Annotated in this window: 18 protein-coding genes; 11 read left to right on the top strand and 7 right to left on the bottom strand. The window is 55.3% G+C overall.

Features of this window, described 5'->3' with window-relative positions:
* Positions 1 to 12: 12 nt before the first annotated feature.
* Positions 13 to 894, top strand: a complete 882-nt coding sequence (locus HV242_RS09835) for a LysR family transcriptional regulator (protein WP_044858837.1) — start codon at positions 13 to 15, stop codon at positions 892 to 894.
* A 7-nt stretch (positions 895 to 901) separates the two neighbouring features.
* Here HV242_RS09835 and umuC read toward each other — a convergent pair whose 3' ends face one another.
* From umuC to HV242_RS09820, 3 genes are all read right to left on the bottom strand, one after another.
* Positions 902 to 2164 (bottom strand): translesion error-prone DNA polymerase V subunit UmuC, encoded by a 1263-nt coding sequence (umuC, locus tag HV242_RS09830; RefSeq protein ID WP_050736701.1) that lies wholly within the window; start codon positions 2162 to 2164, stop codon positions 902 to 904.
* A complete protein-coding gene (umuD, locus tag HV242_RS09825) occupies positions 2148 to 2582 on the bottom strand; it encodes a translesion error-prone DNA polymerase V autoproteolytic subunit (protein ID WP_014169838.1) in 435 nt (144 codons plus the stop codon). Before umuD ends, umuC begins: the two co-directional genes overlap by 17 nt.
* Before the next feature lie 233 nt (positions 2583 to 2815).
* Positions 2816 to 3682, bottom strand: coding sequence for an aldo/keto reductase family oxidoreductase (locus HV242_RS09820; RefSeq protein ID WP_063858580.1), 867 nt, complete (start codon positions 3680 to 3682; stop codon positions 2816 to 2818).
* Between the two features lie 144 nt (positions 3683 to 3826).
* On the opposite strand from HV242_RS09820, the gene tcp reads away from it, so the two are divergent.
* Positions 3827 to 5488: a methyl-accepting chemotaxis citrate transducer gene (tcp, locus tag HV242_RS09815; RefSeq protein ID WP_014169836.1), complete on the top strand. Its 1662-nt coding sequence runs from the start codon at positions 3827 to 3829 to the stop codon at positions 5486 to 5488.
* Between the two features lie 37 nt (positions 5489 to 5525).
* Here the strand turns inward: tcp and smrA are convergent, their stop codons facing one another.
* Together smrA and HV242_RS09805 are read right to left on the bottom strand one after the other, a co-directional pair.
* Positions 5526 to 6089 (bottom strand): DNA endonuclease SmrA, encoded by a 564-nt coding sequence (gene smrA / locus HV242_RS09810; RefSeq protein WP_050736699.1) that lies wholly within the window; start codon positions 6087 to 6089, stop codon positions 5526 to 5528.
* Between the two features lie 354 nt (positions 6090 to 6443).
* Positions 6444 to 7355, bottom strand: a complete 912-nt coding sequence (locus tag HV242_RS09805; protein WP_014169834.1) for a LysR family transcriptional regulator — start codon at positions 7353 to 7355, stop codon at positions 6444 to 6446.
* A gap of 175 nt (positions 7356 to 7530) precedes the next feature.
* Between HV242_RS09805 and HV242_RS09800 the strand changes: the two genes are divergently transcribed.
* The 7 genes from HV242_RS09800 to uspE all read left to right on the top strand — a co-directional run bounded on the left by HV242_RS09800 (position 7531) and on the right by uspE (position 14722).
* Positions 7531 to 8841 (top strand): M20 family metallo-hydrolase, encoded by a 1311-nt coding sequence (locus tag HV242_RS09800; protein ID WP_020884303.1) that lies wholly within the window; start codon positions 7531 to 7533, stop codon positions 8839 to 8841.
* Complete coding sequence (locus HV242_RS09795) at positions 8841 to 10286, top strand: M20 family metallopeptidase (RefSeq protein WP_041162568.1); 1446 nt, start codon at positions 8841 to 8843, stop codon at positions 10284 to 10286. Before HV242_RS09800 ends, HV242_RS09795 begins: the two co-directional genes overlap by 1 nt.
* Positions 10287 to 10343: 57 nt before the next feature.
* On the top strand, positions 10344 to 11870 hold the full coding sequence (abgT, locus tag HV242_RS09790) for a p-aminobenzoyl-glutamate transporter (protein ID WP_020884305.1): 1527 nt from the start codon (positions 10344 to 10346) through the stop codon (positions 11868 to 11870).
* A gap of 10 nt (positions 11871 to 11880) precedes the next feature.
* Positions 11881 to 12396, top strand: coding sequence for a methylated-DNA--[protein]-cysteine S-methyltransferase (ogt, locus tag HV242_RS09785; protein ID WP_020884306.1), 516 nt, complete (start codon positions 11881 to 11883; stop codon positions 12394 to 12396).
* 183 nt (positions 12397 to 12579) lie between these two features.
* Positions 12580 to 13332: a fumarate/nitrate reduction transcriptional regulator Fnr gene (gene fnr / locus HV242_RS09780; protein WP_014070017.1), complete on the top strand. Its 753-nt coding sequence runs from the start codon at positions 12580 to 12582 to the stop codon at positions 13330 to 13332.
* A 176-nt stretch (positions 13333 to 13508) separates the two neighbouring features.
* Complete coding sequence (locus tag HV242_RS09775) at positions 13509 to 13661, top strand: hypothetical protein (RefSeq protein ID WP_223398027.1); 153 nt, start codon at positions 13509 to 13511, stop codon at positions 13659 to 13661.
* A gap of 110 nt (positions 13662 to 13771) precedes the next feature.
* A complete protein-coding gene (uspE, locus tag HV242_RS09770; RefSeq protein WP_014169827.1) occupies positions 13772 to 14722 on the top strand; it encodes a universal stress protein UspE in 951 nt (316 codons plus the stop codon).
* Positions 14723 to 14771: 49 nt separating this feature from the next.
* Here uspE and pntB read toward each other — a convergent pair whose 3' ends face one another.
* Both pntB and pntA read right to left on the bottom strand, forming a co-directional pair.
* A complete protein-coding gene (pntB, locus tag HV242_RS09765) occupies positions 14772 to 16160 on the bottom strand; it encodes a Re/Si-specific NAD(P)(+) transhydrogenase subunit beta (RefSeq protein WP_050736698.1) in 1389 nt (462 codons plus the stop codon).
* Positions 16161 to 16170: 10 nt separating this feature from the next.
* A complete protein-coding gene (pntA, locus tag HV242_RS09760) occupies positions 16171 to 17700 on the bottom strand; it encodes a Re/Si-specific NAD(P)(+) transhydrogenase subunit alpha (RefSeq protein ID WP_020884308.1) in 1530 nt (509 codons plus the stop codon).
* Between the two features lie 535 nt (positions 17701 to 18235).
* On the opposite strand from pntA, the gene ydgH reads away from it, so the two are divergent.
* Both ydgH and HV242_RS09750 read left to right on the top strand, forming a co-directional pair.
* Complete coding sequence (gene ydgH / locus HV242_RS09755; RefSeq protein ID WP_020884309.1) at positions 18236 to 19180, top strand: DUF1471 family protein YdgH; 945 nt, start codon at positions 18236 to 18238, stop codon at positions 19178 to 19180.
* A gap of 185 nt (positions 19181 to 19365) precedes the next feature.
* The gene (locus HV242_RS09750; RefSeq protein ID WP_020884310.1) at positions 19366 to 20748 is read left to right on the top strand and encodes an amino acid permease; all 1383 of its coding nucleotides are present in this window, start codon (positions 19366 to 19368) and stop codon (positions 20746 to 20748) included.
* The last annotated feature ends 28 nt before the right edge of the window (positions 20749 to 20776 follow it).

Here is a 20776-nt window from a genome sequence, read left to right as displayed (position 1 = left end):
AAAAAACATTAAATGAACAATAAGCTCAACGCCATTTCCACCTTTCTGCGCGTCGCAGAAGCGGGTTCCTTTTCGGCAGCCGCTCGCCAGAGCGGAATGAAGCAGTCTGCCGTCAGCCAGCAGATTGCCGCCCTGGAACAGGAGCTCGGGGTGGTATTACTGCATCGGACAACGCGAATGATGAAGCTCACCGAGCAGGGTGAACGTTATCGCCGTGATATGCAGCTTTTGCTGGATGCCATGCAGGAAGCGGAGAGACGGTTGAACCCTGCCGATCATCAGTTTCAGGGCAGCGTCCATGTTCAGTTGCCAAGCGGTCTGGGGCAGATCGTTTTGCCCCCTCTGCTGGCGCTTCAGCGCCTGCATCCGGCGTTGCACCTGACGCTGTCCCTCGATGACCGCATCGCCGACCTGGTGAGCGAAGGGGTGGATGTCGCGCTACGCCTTAGCGCTGAGCCTCCGCAATCGCATGCGGCACGTCTTCTGATGCGGATTGAAACCGCGCTGTTCGCTGCTCCCGGCTTTCAGGCGGTACACTCCGTCAGCGAACTGGCGGCACATCCCCATGTGCGATTTAGCGGCATCCCGCGGGATGCGCCTCTACGGTTGATCGCCGGTGAGGAAACAATTGACGTGAAAGTGCATACCGTTTTTCGTGCCAACACCAGTGACGCTCTGTTACAGGCGCTGGAGTCAGGCCTCGGGATTGGCGGCATGCAGCTGCCGCTTGCGGCAAAGGCGTTGCAAGCCGGCACGCTGGTGCCGGTATTACCGGCCTGGCGGTTACCTGACCGGTATCTCTATGCCGTCTACCCCGACGCCCGCTTTATCCCACAACGCGTCAGAAGCGTGATACAGGTGATCGAACAAATCCTGCCGACGCTTGCCAAATAACCGGCGTCTACTTCGCTACCGGCAAATCCGCGTACCGCGTCGTATAAGCCGGTGACAACATCTCGCGCTTCATCGCCCAGGATTTCTCAATCCCCTGCCCGGCAAACCATATCTTCCCTTTCCCGGAATGATTCACGCTGTCGATCAGCTCCATCAGCGCCGCGCTGTTGGCGCGCAAACGGTTATCGTCAAATAAATTCAGCTGGGCGACGCCGCTACTGAAAAAGTCCGCCAGCATCACCCCCGCTTTCATGTAGCGATAGCCGTCAAGCCATATGCGCCCCAGCGCATCGGTGGCGGCACGGATGATATCGCGCGAGTCATTGGTGGGCGTCATCAGGGTGACAGACGCCTGATTGCCGTAATAAACCTCGTTGTCCGCATGCGGGCTGGTACGCAAAAACACGCTGATAAAGCGACAATATTGATGCTCGCTGCGCAGCTTTTCCGCAGCCCGTTCAGCGTAGGCGCAAATGGCCTGGTGCATCTCCTCGTATTGCGTAATACGGTGTCCAAACGAGCGGCTACAGATAATCTGCTGCTTCGTGGGCGTAAACTCTTCCAGATCAAGACAGGGCTCGCCGCGCAGCTCGCGCGCCGTGCGCTCCAGGACAACATTAAAATGTTTGCGGATGACCCACGAGGAAGCTTGTGCCAGATCCAGCGCCGTGGTGACGCCCATCGCATTAAGTTTTTTGGTAATGCGCCGCCCGACGCCCCACACCTCCTCTACCGGTACGCGCGCCAGCAGTTTACGCTGCCGCTCGCGATCCGATAAATCCACTACGCCTCCCGTGCTGTTCCACCGCTTTGCCGCATAGTTGGCCAGCTTCGCCAGCGTTTTCGTGGGGGCAATGCCTACGCCAACGGTTAATCCCGTATTTTTAAACACCTGCGTGCGCATATGATGACCAAACGCCTCCAGCGCCATGCAGTTGCTGATGCCAGCAACGTTCACAAACGCCTCATCAATGGAGTAAATCTCTATGGCCGGGGCGAAATCGGTCAGCGTCTGCATCACCCGGCTGCTGAGATCGGCATAAAGCGCATAGTTCGAGCTAAAGACGTAAACCCGCGCGGGAAAGCGCTTCTCTTTGAATTTGAAATACGGCTCGCCCATTTTTATATCGAACTGCTTTGCCTCCCGCGACAGCGAAATAATGCAGCCGTCGTTATTGGAGACCACCACCACGGGTTTGCCCCGCAGATCGGGCCGAAACACCGTCTCGCAGGAGGCATAAAAGCTGTTCACATCAACCAGCGCGAACATGTTTATGCGTTTTGAGTGTGTGGGTGACAACACCGAAGATCTGCAGTTCCTCTTCGGACTGAAACGTGATCGGCTGATAGCGAACGTTATGCGGCACTAACCTCAGGATCGGACGGGTCTGCAACTCTTTGACCGTAAACTCACCCGCGACGGATGCCACCACAATATCCCCGTGCACGGCGTTTAACGAACGATCGACGACCAGCAGATCGCCATCGCCGATCCCAACGCCGATCATCGAGTCTCCGCTTACCTTCACAAAGTAGGTCGCGCTGGGATGCCTGACGGCCAGGCGGTTAAGATCGAGACGATCCTCCACATAATCCTGTGCCGGGCTTGGAAAACCACACGCTACGCGTTCTACAAATAACGGTAATTCAAGAGGTTGCTTTGGATAATAAGAAAAGAGAGTGTCCATAAATGCCTTTCTCGCCAGATACTGTATATAAATACAGTATTACGGATTATGGACAAGGATCAAGGTCCTTTACGGGGGTTCCCCCAAACGCATTGAAGTGTGAGCGGATTTAATTCAGCCGTATCCTGCGCATCGGCGAAAGAATAGCCAGATAACGCCTGCGGCAGCGACATTCAGGTTTCAAGAGGGACAAAAAAGCCCAAAGCACTGCTTTGGGCTTATGCCTGTCTGGCTTAATCCGCCAGCGAATTGAGCGTTTCCAGCGCGTCAGCCGGGAGTACCAGCTCCGCCGCCGCAAGATTTTGTCGCAGATGCGCCACGGAGGAGGTGCCGGGGATCAGCAGGATGTTCGGCGAACGTTGCAGCAACCACGCCAGCGCGACCTGCATTGCCGTTACGCCCAGCGAATCAGCGACCGCCTGCAGCCCGGATGATTGCAGGGGTGTAAAACCGCCCAGCGGGAAGAACGGCACATACGCAATCCCCTGCTGCGCCAGCGAATCCACCAGCGCATCATCGCCACGGTTCACGATGTTGTACATGTTCTGCACACACACCACCTGCACCATCTTCTGCGCTTCCGCAACCTGGGTGGCCGTGACGTTGCTCAGGCCAATATGGCGCACCAAACCTTGCTGTTGTAACTCGGCCAGCGTGGTGAGAGGTTCAGCAATTGAGCCTTCTGCTGGCCCGTGTGCGCTGAACATGATGCGCAGATTAACCACGTCCAGCACATCCAGCTGCAGATTACGCAGGTTGTCATGTACCGCCTGCGTCAGTTCCTGCGCGGAGAAGGCCGGCAGCCAGGAGGCATCACTGCCGCGACGGGCACCGATCTTGGTGACGAGCGTCAGATCGTCGCGGTACGGATGAAGCGCCTCGCGGATCAGCTGGTTGGTGATATGAGGCCCGTAAAAATCGCTGGTATCAATGTGATTCACCCCAGCAGCCACCGCTTCGCGGAGCACATCCAGCGCGGCATTTTTGTCCTTTGGAGGACCAAACACGCCTGGCCCGGCAAGCTGCATCGCGCCATAGCCAAGCCGTTTAACCGTCCGCGACCCCAGTGCGTACGTCCCGCTTTTATCAATGCTGCTCATGTCGACCTTCCTCATAAAAATGATCCGGATTTACAACGAGTTCCTTAACAGACCCCGTAGTTAAGCGCGAGTTAAATTAAAGTTTAATTTCTCTACGACGATAGTATTTGTGTAACCCTGCATCTTCTCTAACGGACGACCGCTATGCTGAAAAATCTGCACGTGATTACCGGTATTATCTTTGCTCTCACCATATTCTGTCTGTTGCAAGTTGTCACGGGAGGGTTGTTCTACTCTGCCGTCAGCAACGACCGCCATAACTTCCAGAACTCCGGGGTGCTCAATGCCCAGCAGGAGAGCCTGAGCGACAGCGTGAACACGCTGATCAAAACGCGCGTCACCGTCACCCGCGTGGCGATCCGCTACCTGAAAAACCAGCGCGACCCGGCGTCCCTTGCGGCGATCAACAAACTGCTTGGCACCGCGGCTGATTCTCTGGCTAAAGCTGAAGCCTATAACAAAGAGTGGCAGAAAATGCCGCAGGTTAACGGCCAGAACGCGGCATTAACCGACGAAATGCAGAAATCATGGAGCCAGATGCATGAAGTGATGCGTCTTTCCATTGCGTATCTGCGTGCCGACAACTACCAGGCCTATGGCGATCTGGATGCCCAACAGGCCCAGGACGATATGGAAGGGGTTTATAACCGCTGGCGCGCCGAAAACAACACCCTGCTGAAAGCCGCAACCGAAGAGAACCAGAGCAGCTTTACCCAGATGCAATGGACGCTGGCAGCGATCTTCCTGGCCGTTATCGCGGTGCTGGTGGTGATCTGGCAGGGTTTACAACACCTGCTGTTAAAACCGCTCCACATGATTATGAACCATATTCGCGCCATTGCGGGCGGCGATCTGACGCAGGATATCGCCCTGTCTGGCCGCAATGAGATGGGCCAGCTGGCGGCGGGTCTGCATGAGATGCAGCAGTCGCTGGTGACCACCGTCAGCGCCGTGCGTGGTAGCACCGATTCCATTTACACAGGCGCAGGTGAAATTGCCGCCGGAAGCAACGATCTGTCTGCCCGCACCGAGCAACAGGCGGCTTCGCTGGAGGAGACGGCTGCCAGCATGGAAGAGCTGACCGCAACGGTTAAACAGAACTCCGACAACGCCCGCCAGGCTACGCTACTGGCGAAGAACGCTTCAGAAACGGCGGCCCGTGGCGGTCACGTGGTGGATAACGTTGTCCGTACCATGACCGAAATCGCCGACAGCTCGCAGCAAATTGCGCACATTACCGGCGTGATTGACAGCATTGCCTTCCAGACAAACATTCTGGCGCTTAACGCGGCGGTGGAAGCCGCGCGTGCCGGGGAGCAAGGTCGTGGCTTTGCGGTCGTCGCAGGTGAAGTCCGCACGCTGGCCAGCCGCAGTGCGCAGGCGGCGAAAGAGATCAAAGGGCTGATTGAGAACTCCGTCAGCCGGGTGAATACCGGTTCAGAGCAGGTCAGCGAAGCGGGCGCAACCATGAAGGAGATTGTCGCTGCCGTGACCCGCGTGACCGATATCATGGGCGAGATTTCGTCGGCGTCCGATGAACAGAGCCGCGGCATCGAACAGGTGAGCCTGGCCGTTTCGCAGATGGACAGCGTCACACAGCAAAACGCCGCGCTGGTACAGCAATCCGCCACGGCGGCGGCGGCCCTGGAAGATCAGTCGGAACAACTGCGCCAGGCTGTGGCAGCGTTTCGCCTGAACGGAAAGGAAAAAGCCACCGCACCCCGCCCGGCCACGGTGAAAACCCCACAGCTGTTACGCCCGGCAACGGCCAACACCGCCACCGACAGCAACTGGGAAACCTTCTGAGTGACAGGCGGGCGAACGTCTCGCCCGCCAGAAGCGCTTAACGGCTGCGCTTAGCGTGCCGTTCCCAGTTCTCCTGTTTCGCTTCGTCAGACTTTCGTAGCGAAACATAGCATGCTCCGCTGCCGCCGTGATGCGGCAGCGCCACGCAAAAGGCCTGCACTTCCTCGAACTCGGTTAACCAGCGCGCCAGATAGCTGCGTACCACGTTGGGATGAGCGTTCTGCTCCCGCCCTTTTCCATGAATGATCACCAGGTTACGTAATCCATCGCGCCCAGCCTGGCGGATAAAGGAAAACAGCATCTGCCGGCAACGCTCGGCGGGCTGGCGTAACAGATTTAAGCTGGCCTGGCGGGAATATTTACCCGAGCGGAGCTTATCAATAACGCCCTGTTGCACCCCTTCCCGTCTGAACGCCAGCGGCTCCTCCAGGGGCAGAAGTTCCAGGAAGCTCAGGGTCAGGAAGTTATCCAGTTGCTCGGTATCAATCTCCTGACGCGTTCGCGTGTTGCGGCTCGGCTGCCAGTGAATATCCGTGCAGCGCTTCAGGGGCTGGATACCCTCCATGGCGTCAAGAAAAAGTGATTTGTCGTCAGGGTTCATGGACATCCTCCCGCTACATCTGAGCCTGTACTATACCTGCGCCAGGCATGAGCCTCAATAACCGCCCCCCAGGATAAGGACATAAATATTAACCTAATGAATATAAAAATTATTTCTTCGCAAAAGTTAAACGCGACTTAACTTAAATTTCAGCACACATAAAACAGAAAGTTTAGGTTAAAAAAATGTGGAATCAATGATGCTAAAACATATCTTTTTGAGGGTGGGCTGTTATAATTAAATAAACCTGCTTCACGGATATAACATTCAGGATCTGCGAAGGGAAGCACTGCTGTGTGTTGTAGGGTCTGTCTGATGTCGGACAGGCTCTGTTTTTTTATTTTACTCCCCACTTCACTCCGATACTATTTTCCGCGCCTCTCTTCTGAATTGCGTAATTAACGATTCGGTCAGGGGTGTCTGACGAGAATCACGGCGCTGAATTAAATAATAGGCCGCTTTAGGTAGCGATTCGACAACGGGCAGCATAACCAGGCGGTGCGCCAGCAGCGGGTCACAGCCCAGTTCCTTTGGCAGGATACTTAAAAAATCACTTTGTGCAACAAGACTAATGCAGGAAGAAAACGTTTCGCAAACAACGTCAATGCGCGGTATTTGCGAGCGATGAGTAAAAACATCTTCTAATTGCTTATAATAACTCCCGCGTGGCGTCGGCATTGTCCAGTTATAATTCAGCAATTCGGTAATGGATGTCGCGCCCGTCGCCGGATGCCCTTCCCGACAAAATACGGCGAAAGGCTTTTCAAACAATTTTTCAAACGTAAACTCATGATCGTACGGCCCCTGATAATAGGTGTTGATGGTGAAATCCAGCTCGCCCTGGCGTAATTCATTGATCATCGACACCAGTTGCCCTTCCATAATCCGGACTTTTACCTGCGGATGTTGTGCATGAAAGCGGGTGATCACCGCGGGCATAAGGCTTCGCGAAATACTGGCTCCCATTCCAATGTTAATCTGCCCGGCCAGTTCCCCCTGGCGCTGGCGGATATCATCCTGCGCCGCGCGTAACTCTTCCAGAATCAGCCTGGCGCGCGAGTAAAACCCTTCCCCACACTCGGTCAATGCGACGCCTTTACTCCTGCGCACAAAAAGCTGCGCCGCCATCCCCTCTTCCAGCTCTTTGATCGATTTGGTCAGCGCCGGTTGCGAAAGATTAAGCGTCCTGCTGGCACCGCGGATACTGCCCTGACGCGCGACTTCAACAAACGCCCGGATTTGATGAAATTTAATCTGAAATGACATAGCCCGACCGATAACCGTTGTTTATCAGAGTAAAGAAACTGTCATCTACTTTAATGGAAATGGATGTGCGAGGGTAATTCCTGAACGGTTAAAACTGTGAAAAAGCGGTTAGTGATAAGTAAAAACTATCACAGCGTGAAGCAGTTCACATATTTTAATGATGACAGGAACAGATATGGAATCACTGGCGCAGTACATCCAGACATTAGCCCCACAACTGAGCGCATGGCGTCGCGATTTTCACCATTTCGCGGAGTCCGGATGGCTCGAATTTCGCACGGCGGCGAAAGTCGCGGAAATCTTAGACCAGCTGGGTTATTCGCTGGCGATGGGCCGCGACGTGGTAGACGCCGAAAGCCGTATGGGATTACCCGATGACGCCACGCTGGCGCGAGAGTTTGCCCGCGCCCGGGCGCAAGGCGCACCAGAGAAATGGCTGGCCCCGTTTGAAGGGGGATTTACCGGCATTGTGGCGACCCTGAATACCGGCCGCCCAGGACCGACGCTGGCGTTTCGCGTGGATATGGACGCGCTGGATTTAAGCGAAGCACTCGATGACAGCCATCGCCCGTTCCGCGACGGATTTGCCTCCTGCAACCCGGGGATGATGCACGCCTGCGGCCACGATGGCCACACCACCATTGGTCTGGGGCTGGCGCACGTGCTTAAGCAGAATGAATCGCAACTCAATGGCACCATCAAACTGATCTTCCAGCCTGCCGAGGAAGGCACCCGAGGCGCTCGCGCCATGGTGGCCGCCGGGGCGCTCGACGATGTGGACTACTTCACCGCGATTCACATTGGCACCGGTGTGCCCGCCGGTGTGGTGATCTGCGGCAGCGATAATTTTATGGCCACCACCAAGTTCGATGTGCATTTTACCGGGGTTGCCGCACACGCCGGCGGTAAACCGGAGGACGGCCGGAATGCCCTGCTCGCCGCAGCTCAGGCCGCTATCGCGCTTCACAGCATTGCCCCACACAGCGAAGGTGCATCGCGGGTGAATGTCGGCGTGATGCAGGCCGGCAGCGGACGCAACGTCGTGCCGGCTAACGCCCTGCTCAAGGTTGAAACCCGCGGCGTAAGCGAAGCCATTAACCAGTACGTCTTTGAACGCGCGCAGGCCGTGATTACCGGTGCGGCGGCACTCTACGGCGTGAGCGTCGAGATGCGTCTGATGGGCGCCGCCACCGCCAGTGCCCCTACACCGGCCTGGGTAGATTATCTGCGCCAGCAGGCAAGCCAGGTTACCGGCGTGGTGCAGGCCATTGACAGAGTCAACGCCCCCGCAGGTTCCGAAGACGCGACGCTGATGATGGCCCGCGTGCAGCAGAACGGCGGAATGGCGTCGTATATGGTGTTCGGTACCGAGTTAAGCGCAGGTCATCACAATGAAAAATTTGATTTTGATGAGCAGGTCATGAACCTCGCTATCGAAACGCTGGCGCGCACTGCGCTTAATTTCCCGTGGACGCGAGGTGTGTAATGCAGGAGAACTACGCTTTTATTGCCGATGCCATCGACACGCGATGTCAGCTGTTAACCGGCATTGCCGACGACATCTGGGATCACCCTGAAACGCGTTTTGAAGAGTTCTGGTCCGCGGAACGGATTGCCGGCGCGCTGGAAGCGGAAGGTTTCACCCTGACCCGTGAAGCCGGCGGGATTCCGAATGCCTTTATCGCCAGCTTCGGCAGCGGTAAACCCGTTATCGCCCTGCTGGGGGAATATGATGCTCTGGCCGGATTGAGCCAGCAGGCACATTGCGCGACGGCACAGTCCGCCACGCCGGGTGCCAACGGCCACGGCTGTGGCCACAATTTGCTGGGAACGGCAGCGCTGGCGGGTGCCATTGCGGTGAAAAGCTGGCTGGAGCAGCACGGGGGGAGCGGCACCGTGCGTTTCTACGGCTGTCCTGGTGAAGAAGGCGGTTCAGGGAAAACCTTTATGGTGCGCGAAGGTTTGTTTGATGACGTTGATGCCGCCGTCACCTGGCACCCTGAAGCATTTGCCGGCATGTTTAACGTCAGCACGCTGGCCAATATTCAGGCCGCCTGGCGGTTTCACGGCGTGGCGGCGCATGCTGCTAACTCGCCACATCTGGGGCGTAGCGCGCTGGATGCCGTAACGCTGATGACCACCGGCACCAATTTCCTCAACGAACACATCATTGAGAAAGCGCGCGTTCATTACGCTATCACCGATACCGGTGGAATCTCACCCAACGTGGTGCAGGCGCAGGCTGAAGTGCTGTACCTGATCCGCGCGCCGGAAATGGCCGATGCGCAGCAGATCTACGAACGTATCGAGAAAATCGCTCAGGGCGCGGCAATGATGACCGAAACCACCGTTGCGTGTCGCTTTGATAAAGCCTGCTCCAGCTACCTGCCCAATCGCACGCTCGAAGCGGCGATGTATCGCGCCCTGCAACATTACGGCACACCGGAGTGGACGGAAGAGGAGCGCCAGTTTGCGCAGGATATTCGTGCCACGCTAACGCCAAATGACCTGCAAAACAGCCTGAAGAACATTGCCGCGACGGGGGGAGAAGCCGGTAACGCTTTTGCGCGCCGTCAGCAGGAGATGTTACTGACAGATGAGGTCGCACCTTACGCCATTACCGATAACGTACTGGCCGGGTCAACCGATGTGGGCGATGTCAGCTGGAAAATGCCGGTGGCACAGTGTTTCAGCCCCTGCTTTACCATCGGAACGCCTTTGCATACCTGGCAACTCGTGGCTCAGGGGCGAACCTCCATTGCTCATAAAGGCATGCTGCTGGCCGGAAAAGTGATGGGCGCAACCGCGCTAAATCTGCTCCAGGATGCAACGCTGCTGCAACAATGCCGGGAAGAGTTCGAACAACAAATCACCGAAAAGCCGTACGTGTGTCCGATTCCGGCAGGCGTGACACCGTCACCTTTAAAATAATAAAACACAACACAACAACACAACAACACAACACAACAACAGTCCCGAGGAACGCCCATGAGTATGTCTTCCATACCTTCGCATTCCCCATCCGGTAAGCTCTATGGCTGGGTTGAAAGGATCGGCAATAAAGTGCCGCACCCTTTCCTGCTTTTTATCTGGTTGATCGTGGTTTTGATGGTGGCGACAGCGGTGCTGTCCGCCTTTGATGTCAGCGTGCGCAGTCCGGCCGATGGCAGTATGGTGGCGGTCAAGAACCTGTTAAGTGTCGAAGGGTTGCACTGGTTCTTACCGAATGTGGTTAAAAACTTCAGCGGCTTCGCCCCGCTGGGGGCCATTCTGGCGCTGGTACTGGGCGCCGGGCTTGCCGAGCGTGTCGGACTGTTACCGGCGCTGATGGTGAAAATGGCCTCCCACGTCAGCGCACGTTACGCCAGCTACATGGTGCTGTTTATCGCCTTCTTTAGCCACATCTCCTCGGATGCCGCGCTGGTGATCATGCCGCCCATGGGCGCTCTGATTTTCCTCGCCGTCGGACGCCATCCCGTGGCGGGTCTGCTGTCGGCGATTGCGGGCGTAGGCTGCGGCTTTACCGCCAACCTGCTGATCGTGACCACCGATGTCCTGCTCTCAGGCATCAGCACGGAGGCGGCCAAAACCATCGACACCGCGATGCACGTCAGCGTCATCGACAACTGGTACTTTATGGCCAGCTCGGTGGTCCTGCTGACCCTGGTGGGTGGACTGATTACCGATAAGCTCATTGAGCCGCGTTTAGGGAAATGGGAAGGCCGAAGCGATGAGAAGCTGGAGACGCTGAGTAAAGAGCAACGCGTTGGCCTGCGCGTGGCAGGCGTGGTCTCGCTGGCGTTTATTGCCGCGGTCGCGCTGATGGTGGTACCGGAAAACGGCATCCTGCGCGATCCGGTTAAACATACCGTTCTCCCCTCGCCGTTTATTCAGGGCATTGTGCCGCTGATTATTCTGTTTTTCTTTGTCGTTTCGCTCGCCTATGGGATCGCCACCGGCAAAATTCGCCGTCAGGGCGATCTGCCGCAGCTGATGATCGAACCCATGAAAGAGATGGCGGGCTTTATTGTGATGGTGTTCCCGCTGGCGCAGTTCGTGGCGATGTTTAACTGGAGCAACATGGGCAAATTTATGGCCGTGGGGCTGACCGATGCGCTGGAAGCGGCGGGGTTAAGCGGCGTCCCGGCATTTGTCGGCCTTGCGCTGCTGTCGTCACTGCTGTGCATGTTTATCGCCAGCGGCTCGGCAATCTGGTCGATTCTGGCCCCCATCTTTGTGCCGATGTTTATGATGCTGGGGTTCCACCCGGCGTTTGCCCAGATCCTGTTCCGTATCGCAGACTCCTCCGTCATCCCCCTGGCACCGGTCTCACCGTTTGTTCCGCTGTTTTTGGGCTTCCTGCAGCGCTATAAACCAGAGGCAAAACTGGGTACCTACTATTCGCTGGTTTTACCCTATCCGCTTATCTTTTTAGGGGTATGGCTGGTGATGCTGGTGGCATGGTATCTTGTCGGTCTGCCGATTGGGCCGGGGATTTACCCAAGGCTGCACTAAAGGATTAACGATGCTGAGATTACTCGAAGATAAAATTGCCACGCCGCTTGGTCCACTGTGGGTGATTGCAGACGAGCAGTTTTGTCTGCGCGCCGTTGAGTGGGAAGAACACAGCGACAGGATGGACACGTTGCTCAACGTGCACTATCGCGCGCAGGGTTATGAACGTATCAGCGCCACCAACCCCGGCGGCCTGAGCGACAAACTGACGGCGTACTTCGAGGGCGATCTCAGCATCATTGACACCCTGCCGACCGCCACGGCAGGCACACCTTTCCAGCGCGAAGTCTGGCAGGCGCTGCGCAGTATTCCGTGCGGACAGGTCATGCATTACGGCCAGCTCGCCGGGCAACTCGGCCGTGCCGGCGCGGCCCGCGCGGTCGGCGCGGCAAATGGCGCTAACCCCGTCAGTATTGTGGTCCCCTGCCACCGCGTGATTGGCCGCAACGGCACCCTGACCGGCTATGCCGGTGGCGTGCAGCGCAAGGAGTGGTTACTGCGTCACGAGGGGTATCTCCTGCTCTAGTTTCCAGGCTTTTAGTGCTTAATTTTCTTCCGGTTAGGCTAAAAATCCATAATCAAGCTGTGGAATTTCAAGAAGATGGCAACAGGTTGCCGTCTCTTGTCCTTATTGATGGTTTGGCAGGCTTACGTACTTACCAAAAAGATGTTAAAATTGACCAATATCAATTAAGGCTTGAGCAAACCTATGATCCCGGAAAAGCGAATTATACGACGCATTCAGTCTGGCGGTTGTGCTATCCATTGCCAGGATTGCAGCATCAGCCAGCTCTGTATCCCGTTTACCCTGAATGAGCATGAACTCGATCAGCTTGATAATATCATCGAGCGCAAAAAGCCTATTCAGAAAGGGCAGACGCTGTTTAAAGCGGGAGACGAACTGAAATCGCTCTATGCTATCCGTTCTGGCACCATCAAAAGCTACACCATCACGGAACAGGGTGATGAGCAGATCACCGGCTTCCATCTGGCGGGTGACCTGGTTGGCTTTGATGCCATCGGTACTGGCCATCACCCGAGCTTTGCTCAGGCGCTGGAAACCTCAATGGTTTGCGAAATCCCGTTTGAAACGCTGGACGATCTCTCAGGCAAAATGCCCAATCTGCGTCAGCAGATGATGCGTCTGATGAGCGGTGAGATCAAAGGCGATCAGGACATGATTCTGCTACTTTCCAAAAAGAATGCAGAAGAACGCCTGGCCGCGTTTATCTATAACCTCTCACGCCGCTTCGCGGAGCGCGGTTTCTCCCCGCGTGAATTCCGTCTGACCATGACGCGTGGCGATATCGGTAACTACCTGGGCCTGACCGTGGAAACCATCAGCCGCCTGCTGGGTCGTTTCCAGAAAAGCGGAATGCTGGCCGTTAAGGGTAAATACATTACCATCGAAAACGGTGAAGCTCTGGCCGTTCTTGCCGGTCACTCCCGCAACGTGGCATAACGCCCCCGCATGATTGATGCCAGGCCGATAAATTTTTATGATTTATTGGTCTGGTACGTCACCACTTCCGTTTCACCACGTTTCCCTGGCACCGCCCCACTCAGTCCCTGAAAGGTTCTTGTTGAGGTTATGAATTGAGAGAAAGTTTATTTTTCGTTTCAGTCGTTATCGCCTCAGTGACCTTCATATTCATCTGGATCATGCTTGTCGGGCCAATGAAGGGTGAAGAAAAAACCTACGTACAGGATTCAACGACGTTTGCGATTGCGGTGATGGTACTGCTGTTGATTGCCTTTATCGCGGTAACAACAACGGTTCTTTTTCTGTGACAGATTTTCATGATTTATTGATCTGACAAAAACTTCCCCCCTGTTTCATTCAAGATATATAGGTTACTCTTTTAATTACAGACTGTGGTGACAGTAGTAAGGAGACCTGTATGGCAAAGTATCAAAACATGCTGGTGGCTATCGATCCTAACCAGGACGATCAGCCGGCATTACGACGTGCTGTGTATCTACATCAACGGATTGGTGGCAAAATCAAAGCGTTTTTGCCGATCTATGACTTCTCATATGAGATGACCACCCTTCTGTCGCCTGACGAACGCACCGCAATGCGTCAGGGAGTGATCAGCCAGCGTACCGCGTGGATCCGTGAACAGGCCAAATATTACCTGGAAGCGGGTGTTCCTATCGATATTAAAGTGGTCTGGCATAACCGACCTTTCGAAGCCATTATCCAGGAAGTGGTCGCCGGTGGGCACGACCTGTTGCTGAAAATGGCGCACCAGCATGACAAGCTGGAATCCGTGATCTTTACCCCTACCGACTGGCACCTGCTGCGTAAATGCCCTTGCCCGGTGTGGATGGTAAAAGACCAGCCGTGGCCAGAAGGCGGCAAGGCCGTCGTGGCGGTCAACCTGGCGAGCGAGGAGGATTACCACAATTCGCTCAATGAAAAGCTGGTCAAGGAGACGATCCAACTTGCCGAGCAGGTTAACCACACTGAAGTCCATCTGGTGGGCGCTTACCCGGTAACACCGATTAATATTGCTATCGAGCTGCCTGAATTTGACCCGAGCGTGTATAACGATGCGATCCGGGGGCAGCACCTGCTGGCCATGAAGGCGTTACGCCAGAAATTCAGCATCGATGAGAAAATGACACATGTGGAAAAAGGGTTGCCTGAAGAGGTGATCCCGGATTTAGCAGAACATCTGCAGGCGGGGATTGTGGTACTGGGTACCATTGGCCGGACCGGTATTTCTGCCGCATTCCTGGGCAATACCGCCGAACAGGTGATCGACCATCTGCGCTGTGACCTGCTGGTCATCAAGCCGGATGAGTATCAGACACCGGTTGAACTGGACGACCCGGAAGACGACTAAGTTCAGACATAAAAAAACCGCCGTTTCCGGCGGTTTTTTTGTCGCTGATTTACAGCGATTTCAGAATCGCATCGACACTGGCTTTTGCATCGCCAAACAGCATGTGCGTGTTCTCTTTGAAGAACAGCGGGTTCTGAACCCCTGCATAACCGGTGTTCATGGAACGTTTGAAGACAATCACGTTCTGCGCCTTCCACACTTCCAGAACCGGCATACCGGCGATTGGGCTACGCGGATCGTCCTGCGCCGCCGGGTTAACGGTGTCGTTGGCACCAATAACCAGGACGGTGTCGGTATCGGTGAAATCATCGTTGATCTCATCCATCTCCAGCACGATGTCGTAAGGCACTTTCGCTTCCGCCAGCAGCACGTTCATGTGGCCTGGCAAACGCCCCGCTACCGGGTGAATGCCAAAGCGAACCTTGATACCACGCGCACGCAGCTTCTCGGTGATCTCCGCAACCGGATACTGAGCCTGTGCCACCGCCATGCCGTAGCCTGGGGTAATGATGACCGAGTGTGAGTTTTTCAGCATCTCTGCGGTATCTTCCGCGGTGATCTCACGGTGCTCACCCACTTCTTCGTCAGAACCGGTTGAGGAGCCGTCAGAACCAAAGCCACCCGCGATAACGCTGATAAACGAACGGTTCATCGCCTTACACATGATGTAAGACAGGATCGCACCAGAAGAACCGACCAGCGCACCGGTGACGATCAACAGATCGTTGCTCAGCATGAAGCCAGCTGCTGCCGCGGCCCAACCGGAGTAGGAGTTCAGCATGGAGACAACCACTGGCATATCGGCACCACCAATGGAGGCCACCAGGTGCCAGCCAAAGGCCAGGGCAATCAGGGTCATCACCAGTAACGCCAGCACCTGCAGGCCCACGCTTTCAGTGCGCACGAAGACCACCAGCAGCACAAAGGACACGACCAGCGCCGCCAGGTTCAGCTTGTGACGGTTTGGCAGCATCAGCGGTTTAGAAGAGATCTTACCGCGCAGTTTGCCGAACGCGACAATTGAGCCGGTGAAGGTCACCGCACCAATGAAGATGCCGAGGAACACTTCCGTCAGATGGATGTTGACCAGAATCGGTTCCAGACCGGGTGAGTGGTACAGGTAGCTGTTGAAGCCCACCAGCACCGCCGCCAGCCCCACGAAGCTGTGCAGAATGGCCACCAGCTCCGGCATCTCGGTCATTTCAACGCGTTTCGCCAGGCGAATACCAATCGCGCCACCGATGATCATCGCCACCAGGATCCATGCAACGTTGCCGGTGTCCGGCCCGAAGATGGTGGCAATCAGCGCAATCGCCATCCCGGCGATACCAAAGTTATTTCCCTGCTGAGACGTTTCGTGTTTGGAAAGCCCCGCCAGACTGAAAATAAACAGGATTGCAGCAACAATGTATGCGGCTGTGACTAATCCTCCAGACATATGCTACCCCTTAGCCTTTACGAAACATTTTCAGCATGCGCTGAGTCACGGTGAACCCACCGAAAATATTGATACTGGCGATCAGCACCGCGATAAAGCTCAGGAAGCTTACCCAGCCGCCGTGGCCAATCTGCAGCAGCGCCCCGACCACGATAATCCCGGAGATGGCGTTAGTGACCGACATCAGTGGCGTATGCAGCGCATGGGAGACATTCCACACGACGTAGTACCCCACCACACACGAGAGCGCGAAGACGGTAAAGTGGCCGAGGAATTCTTTCGGCGCGACGTCTGCCAGCCAGCCAAACAGAATAATGACCAGCGCCATGATCGCGTACTTGCGCCACGGAGAAGCCGGTTTAGCTGGCTCTTTAGGCTCAGGCGCCGCTTTCGGTGCCGCCTGAGGCTGCGCGGACACCTGAATCGGTGGCGCAGGCCAGGTGATTTCGCCTTCACGCACCACCGTTACGCCACGCACAACAACATCGTCAAAATCAACGGTGATGTTGCCGTCTTTCTCTTTGCAGAGCAGTTTCAGCAGGTTAACAAGGTTGGTACCGTACAGCTGAGAAGACTGCGTTGGCAGACGGCCCGGCAAATCGGTATACCCGATCACCTTCACGCCGTTAGCAGTGGTGGTCACCTGATTTGGCACGGTGTATTCACAGTTGCCACCGTTTTGCGACGCCAGGTCGACGATCACGCTGCCCGACTTCATTGAGTCAACCATCTCACGGGTAATCAGCTTCGGCGCGGGTTTACCGGGGATAAGCGCGGTAGTGACAATGATGTCGACATCTTTTGCCTGCGCGGCGAAGAGTTCCATTTCCGCTTTGATAAAAGCTTCGGACATGACCTTCGCGTAACCGTCACCGCTACCCGCTTCTTCCTTGAAGTCCAGCTCAAGGAATTCGGCACCCATACTTTGTACTTGTTCTTTTACTTCAGGACGGGTGTCAAAAGCGCGTACGATAGCGCCCAGGCTGTTTGCCGCGCCGATAGCCGCAAGACCCGCCACGCCCGCGCCAATCACCATCACTTTCGCCGGAGGCACTTTCCCTGCCGCGGTGATCTGACCGGTAAAGAAGCGACCAAACTCATGCGCCGCCTCAACAATCGCGCGGTAACCGGCGATATTCGCCATGGAACTTAAGGCATCCAGCGACTGCGCGCGCGAAATACGCGGCACGGAGTCCATGGCCATCACGGTCACGCCACGTGCTGCCAGCTTCTCCATCAACTCAGGATTCTGTGCAGGCCAGATGAAGCTCACCAGCGTCGTGCCAGGATTAAGCAGTTCAATCTCGCTCTCTTCCGGCGCATTAACCTTGAGAATAACGGGCGACTGCCAGACTTCAGCACCGTCCACCACTTCCGCGCCAGCCTGAATAAAGGCCTCGTCATCGAAACTCGCCAGTTTGCCCGCGCCGCGTTCAACTGCGACGGTAAAACCCAGTTTAAGCAGTTGCTCCACCGTTTTCGGTGTTGCCGCTACGCGGGTTTCATTGGCTAACCGTTCTTTTGGTACCCCAATACGCATAGTTTTCCCTTCCATCGGTTTTTGATGATGGTTTGTCGATAAATGCCCGCGGTTTGTATCAACTTTCGCCAGCAGGACAGCGACGACATATGATTAACCCCAGAAAATAAAACAGTAACAAACTTTCTATAACCTACTGAAAATAACGCCCGTGATCTACCGCCAGAAAACACTATTTCTTACTTTATCTGTGAAAAATAAGTGATCTGCGTCGCTGACAGTGATATTTACCTTAAATTCATCGCTGAGACCGATAAATAGCGCAAGCGAAGCGGTAAAAACATGATATAGCGCCATTAGAGAACAACTTATTAACATTAAATTAACTTGTAAAAGTCATAAGCTTTATCAGTTTTGCTTGTCAGACGCCTGTTTTTTCAACATATCACTAAATGTTATCAAATCAGATGATTCAGTGAGCACAGGCTGTGAAAAATGGCGCAGACAGCGACGGGTTTTAAATGCCATAATCGGGACCGTCTCAAATTAACAACAATACCAGTACATGGTTTGCGCAAGGCGAAGGATTATTTTTATGAAGCTTAAGAACACACTCCTGGCGTCCGCACTTCTCTCCGCGACCGCCCTGTCTGCGAATGCCGCGACAGAGTTAACGCCGGAGCAAGCGGCAGCGTTAAAACCTTTTGACCATACGGTCATTGTGGGTCGTTATAATTCTATTGGCGATGCCGTCGCCGCCGCATCAAAAGCCGCCGATAAAAACGGTGCGGCCTCGTTTTACGTTGTTGATCAGTCTGACTCCGGCAACAGCGGTAACCAGCGCGTGACCATTGCGCTGTATAAAGACAATGCGCCGAAAGCTGACGCACCGAAAAACCGCGTGATTAACGGCGTCGTTGAATTACCGAAAGATCAGGCGATTGAGCTGGAACCTTATGACACCGTCACCGTGCAGGGCTTCTATCGCAGCCAGCCTGAAGTGAATGATGCCATCACCAAAGCCGCAAAAGAAAAAGGCGCGTACTCTTTCTTTATCGTGCGTCAGGTCGATGCTAACCAGGGTGGCAACCAGCGCATTACCGCGTTCATCTATAAAGAAGATGCGAAAAAACGCGTTCTGCAAAGCCCGGACGCCATCCCTGCTGATTCCGAAGCGGGTCGTGCGGCGATAGCGAAAGGCGGCGAAGAAGCGAAGAAAGTGGAAATTCCAGGCGTAGCCACCTCTGCCGCACCAAGCGCTGAAGTGGGCCGTTTCTTCGAAACGCAATCCACCAAAGGTGGCCGTTACTCCGTTACCCTGCCAGACGGAACCAAAATTGAAGAGCTGAACAAAGCCACTGCAGCGCAGATGGTGCCGTTCGACAGCATTAAATTTACCGGCAACTACGGCAACATGACGGAAGTCTCTTATCAGGTCGCGAAACGTGCGGCGAAGAAAGGGGCGAAGTATTACCACATCACCCGCCAGTGGCAGGAACGTGGTAACAACGTGACCATCAGCGCCGACCTGTACAAGTAACAGAACGGTTGACCCGAGGCGGCGCAATGCCGCCTTTTTTGTTACTTTTTTTTGAAATTCGGCCCCACGTCATTGCATGCTTTCGTGACACTCCGTAAAATCCCGCGCCTTAGTGTGATCCACCATTTTTATGCGCCTGTGCGAAATAATTATTCTGGATTTGGACCTTTCATAACAGGAAGCCAATGGAAAAGAAACTAGGCCTGAGTGCTTTGACTGCACTCGTTTTGAGCTCAATGCTGGGTGCGGGCGTGTTCAGCTTACCGCAGAATATGGCGGCGGTCGCCAGCCCTGCCGCACTGCTTATAGGGTGGGGCATCACGGGGGCCGGGATTTTGCTGCTGGCGTTCGCAATGCTGCTGCTGACCCGCATCCGCCCGGATCTGGATGGGGGGATTTTCACTTACGCCCGTGAAGGTTTCGGCGAACTGATTGGCTTCTGTTCCGCATGGGGCTACTGGCTATGTGCGGTCATCGCAAACGTCTCCTACCTGGTGATCGTCTTTTCGGCGCTCAGTTTCTTTACCGATACCCCTGAACTGCGGTTCTTTGGCGACGGCAATACCTGGCAGTCCATTGTGGGCGCCTCGGTACTGCTGTGGGTTGTTCACTGGCTGATTCTACGTGGCGTACAGACGGCGGCCAGCATTAACCTGGTGGCAACCCTGGCCAAACTGGTTCCGCTCGGCCTGTTTATCGTGCTGGCCTTTATGGCGTTCCGTCTCGATGTGTTCAGTCTCGATTTCAGCGGTGTCGCGCTGGGCGTACCGGTCTGGGAGCAGGTCAAAAACACCATGCTGATCACCCTGTGGGTCTTCATCGGTGTTGAAGGGGCCGTCGTGGTCTCTGCCCGGGCGCGGAATAAGCGCGATGTGGGTCGCGCCACGCTGCTGGCGGTACTGGCGGCGCTGGGCGTGTATCTGATGGTGACGCTGCTGTCGCTGGGTGTGGTCGCGCGTCCTGAACTGGCCGAAATGCGTAACCCGTCGATGGCGGGCCTGATGGTGAAAATGTTCGGACCGTGGGGTGACGTGGTGATTGCCGCGGGGTTGATTATCTCCGTGTGCGGCGCGTACCTGAGCTGGACCATCATGGCGGCAGAAGTGCCGTTTCTGGCCGCAACGCACAAAGCATTTCCACGCCTGTTTGCTCGTCAAAACAAAAACAGCGCGCCGTCGGCCTCACTCTGGCTGACCAACATCAGCGTTCAGGTCTGTCTGGTGCTGATCTGGCTCACAGGTTCAGACTATAACACTCTGCTGACCATCGCCTCGGAGATGATTCTGGTACCCTATTTCTTAGTGGGTGCATATCTGTTAAAAATCGCCACACGTCCGGCGCACTATGTGGTGGGTGTCGGAGCCTGTATTTACGGCCTGTGGTTGTTGTATGCTTCCGGGCCTATGCATCTGCTGCTGTCGGTGGTGTTGTATGCACCGGGCCTGCTGGTGTTTATCTACGCCCGCCGCACGCATCAGTTAGAGAACGCGCTTAGACGCCGTGAGATGGCCTTAATCGGGCTGTTACTGGTTGCTGCCGTACCGGCAACCTGGATGTTAATGGGATAGAATCGCCTTTCCCATTGTTGAACTGAAA

This window comes from Enterobacter sp. RHBSTW-00593 (assembly GCF_013784105.1).
GTDB lineage: Bacteria > Pseudomonadota > Gammaproteobacteria > Enterobacterales > Enterobacteriaceae > Enterobacter > Enterobacter ludwigii.
Note: the sequence above shows the minus strand (reverse complement) of the source record. Positions and strands in the feature narration are given on the sequence as shown.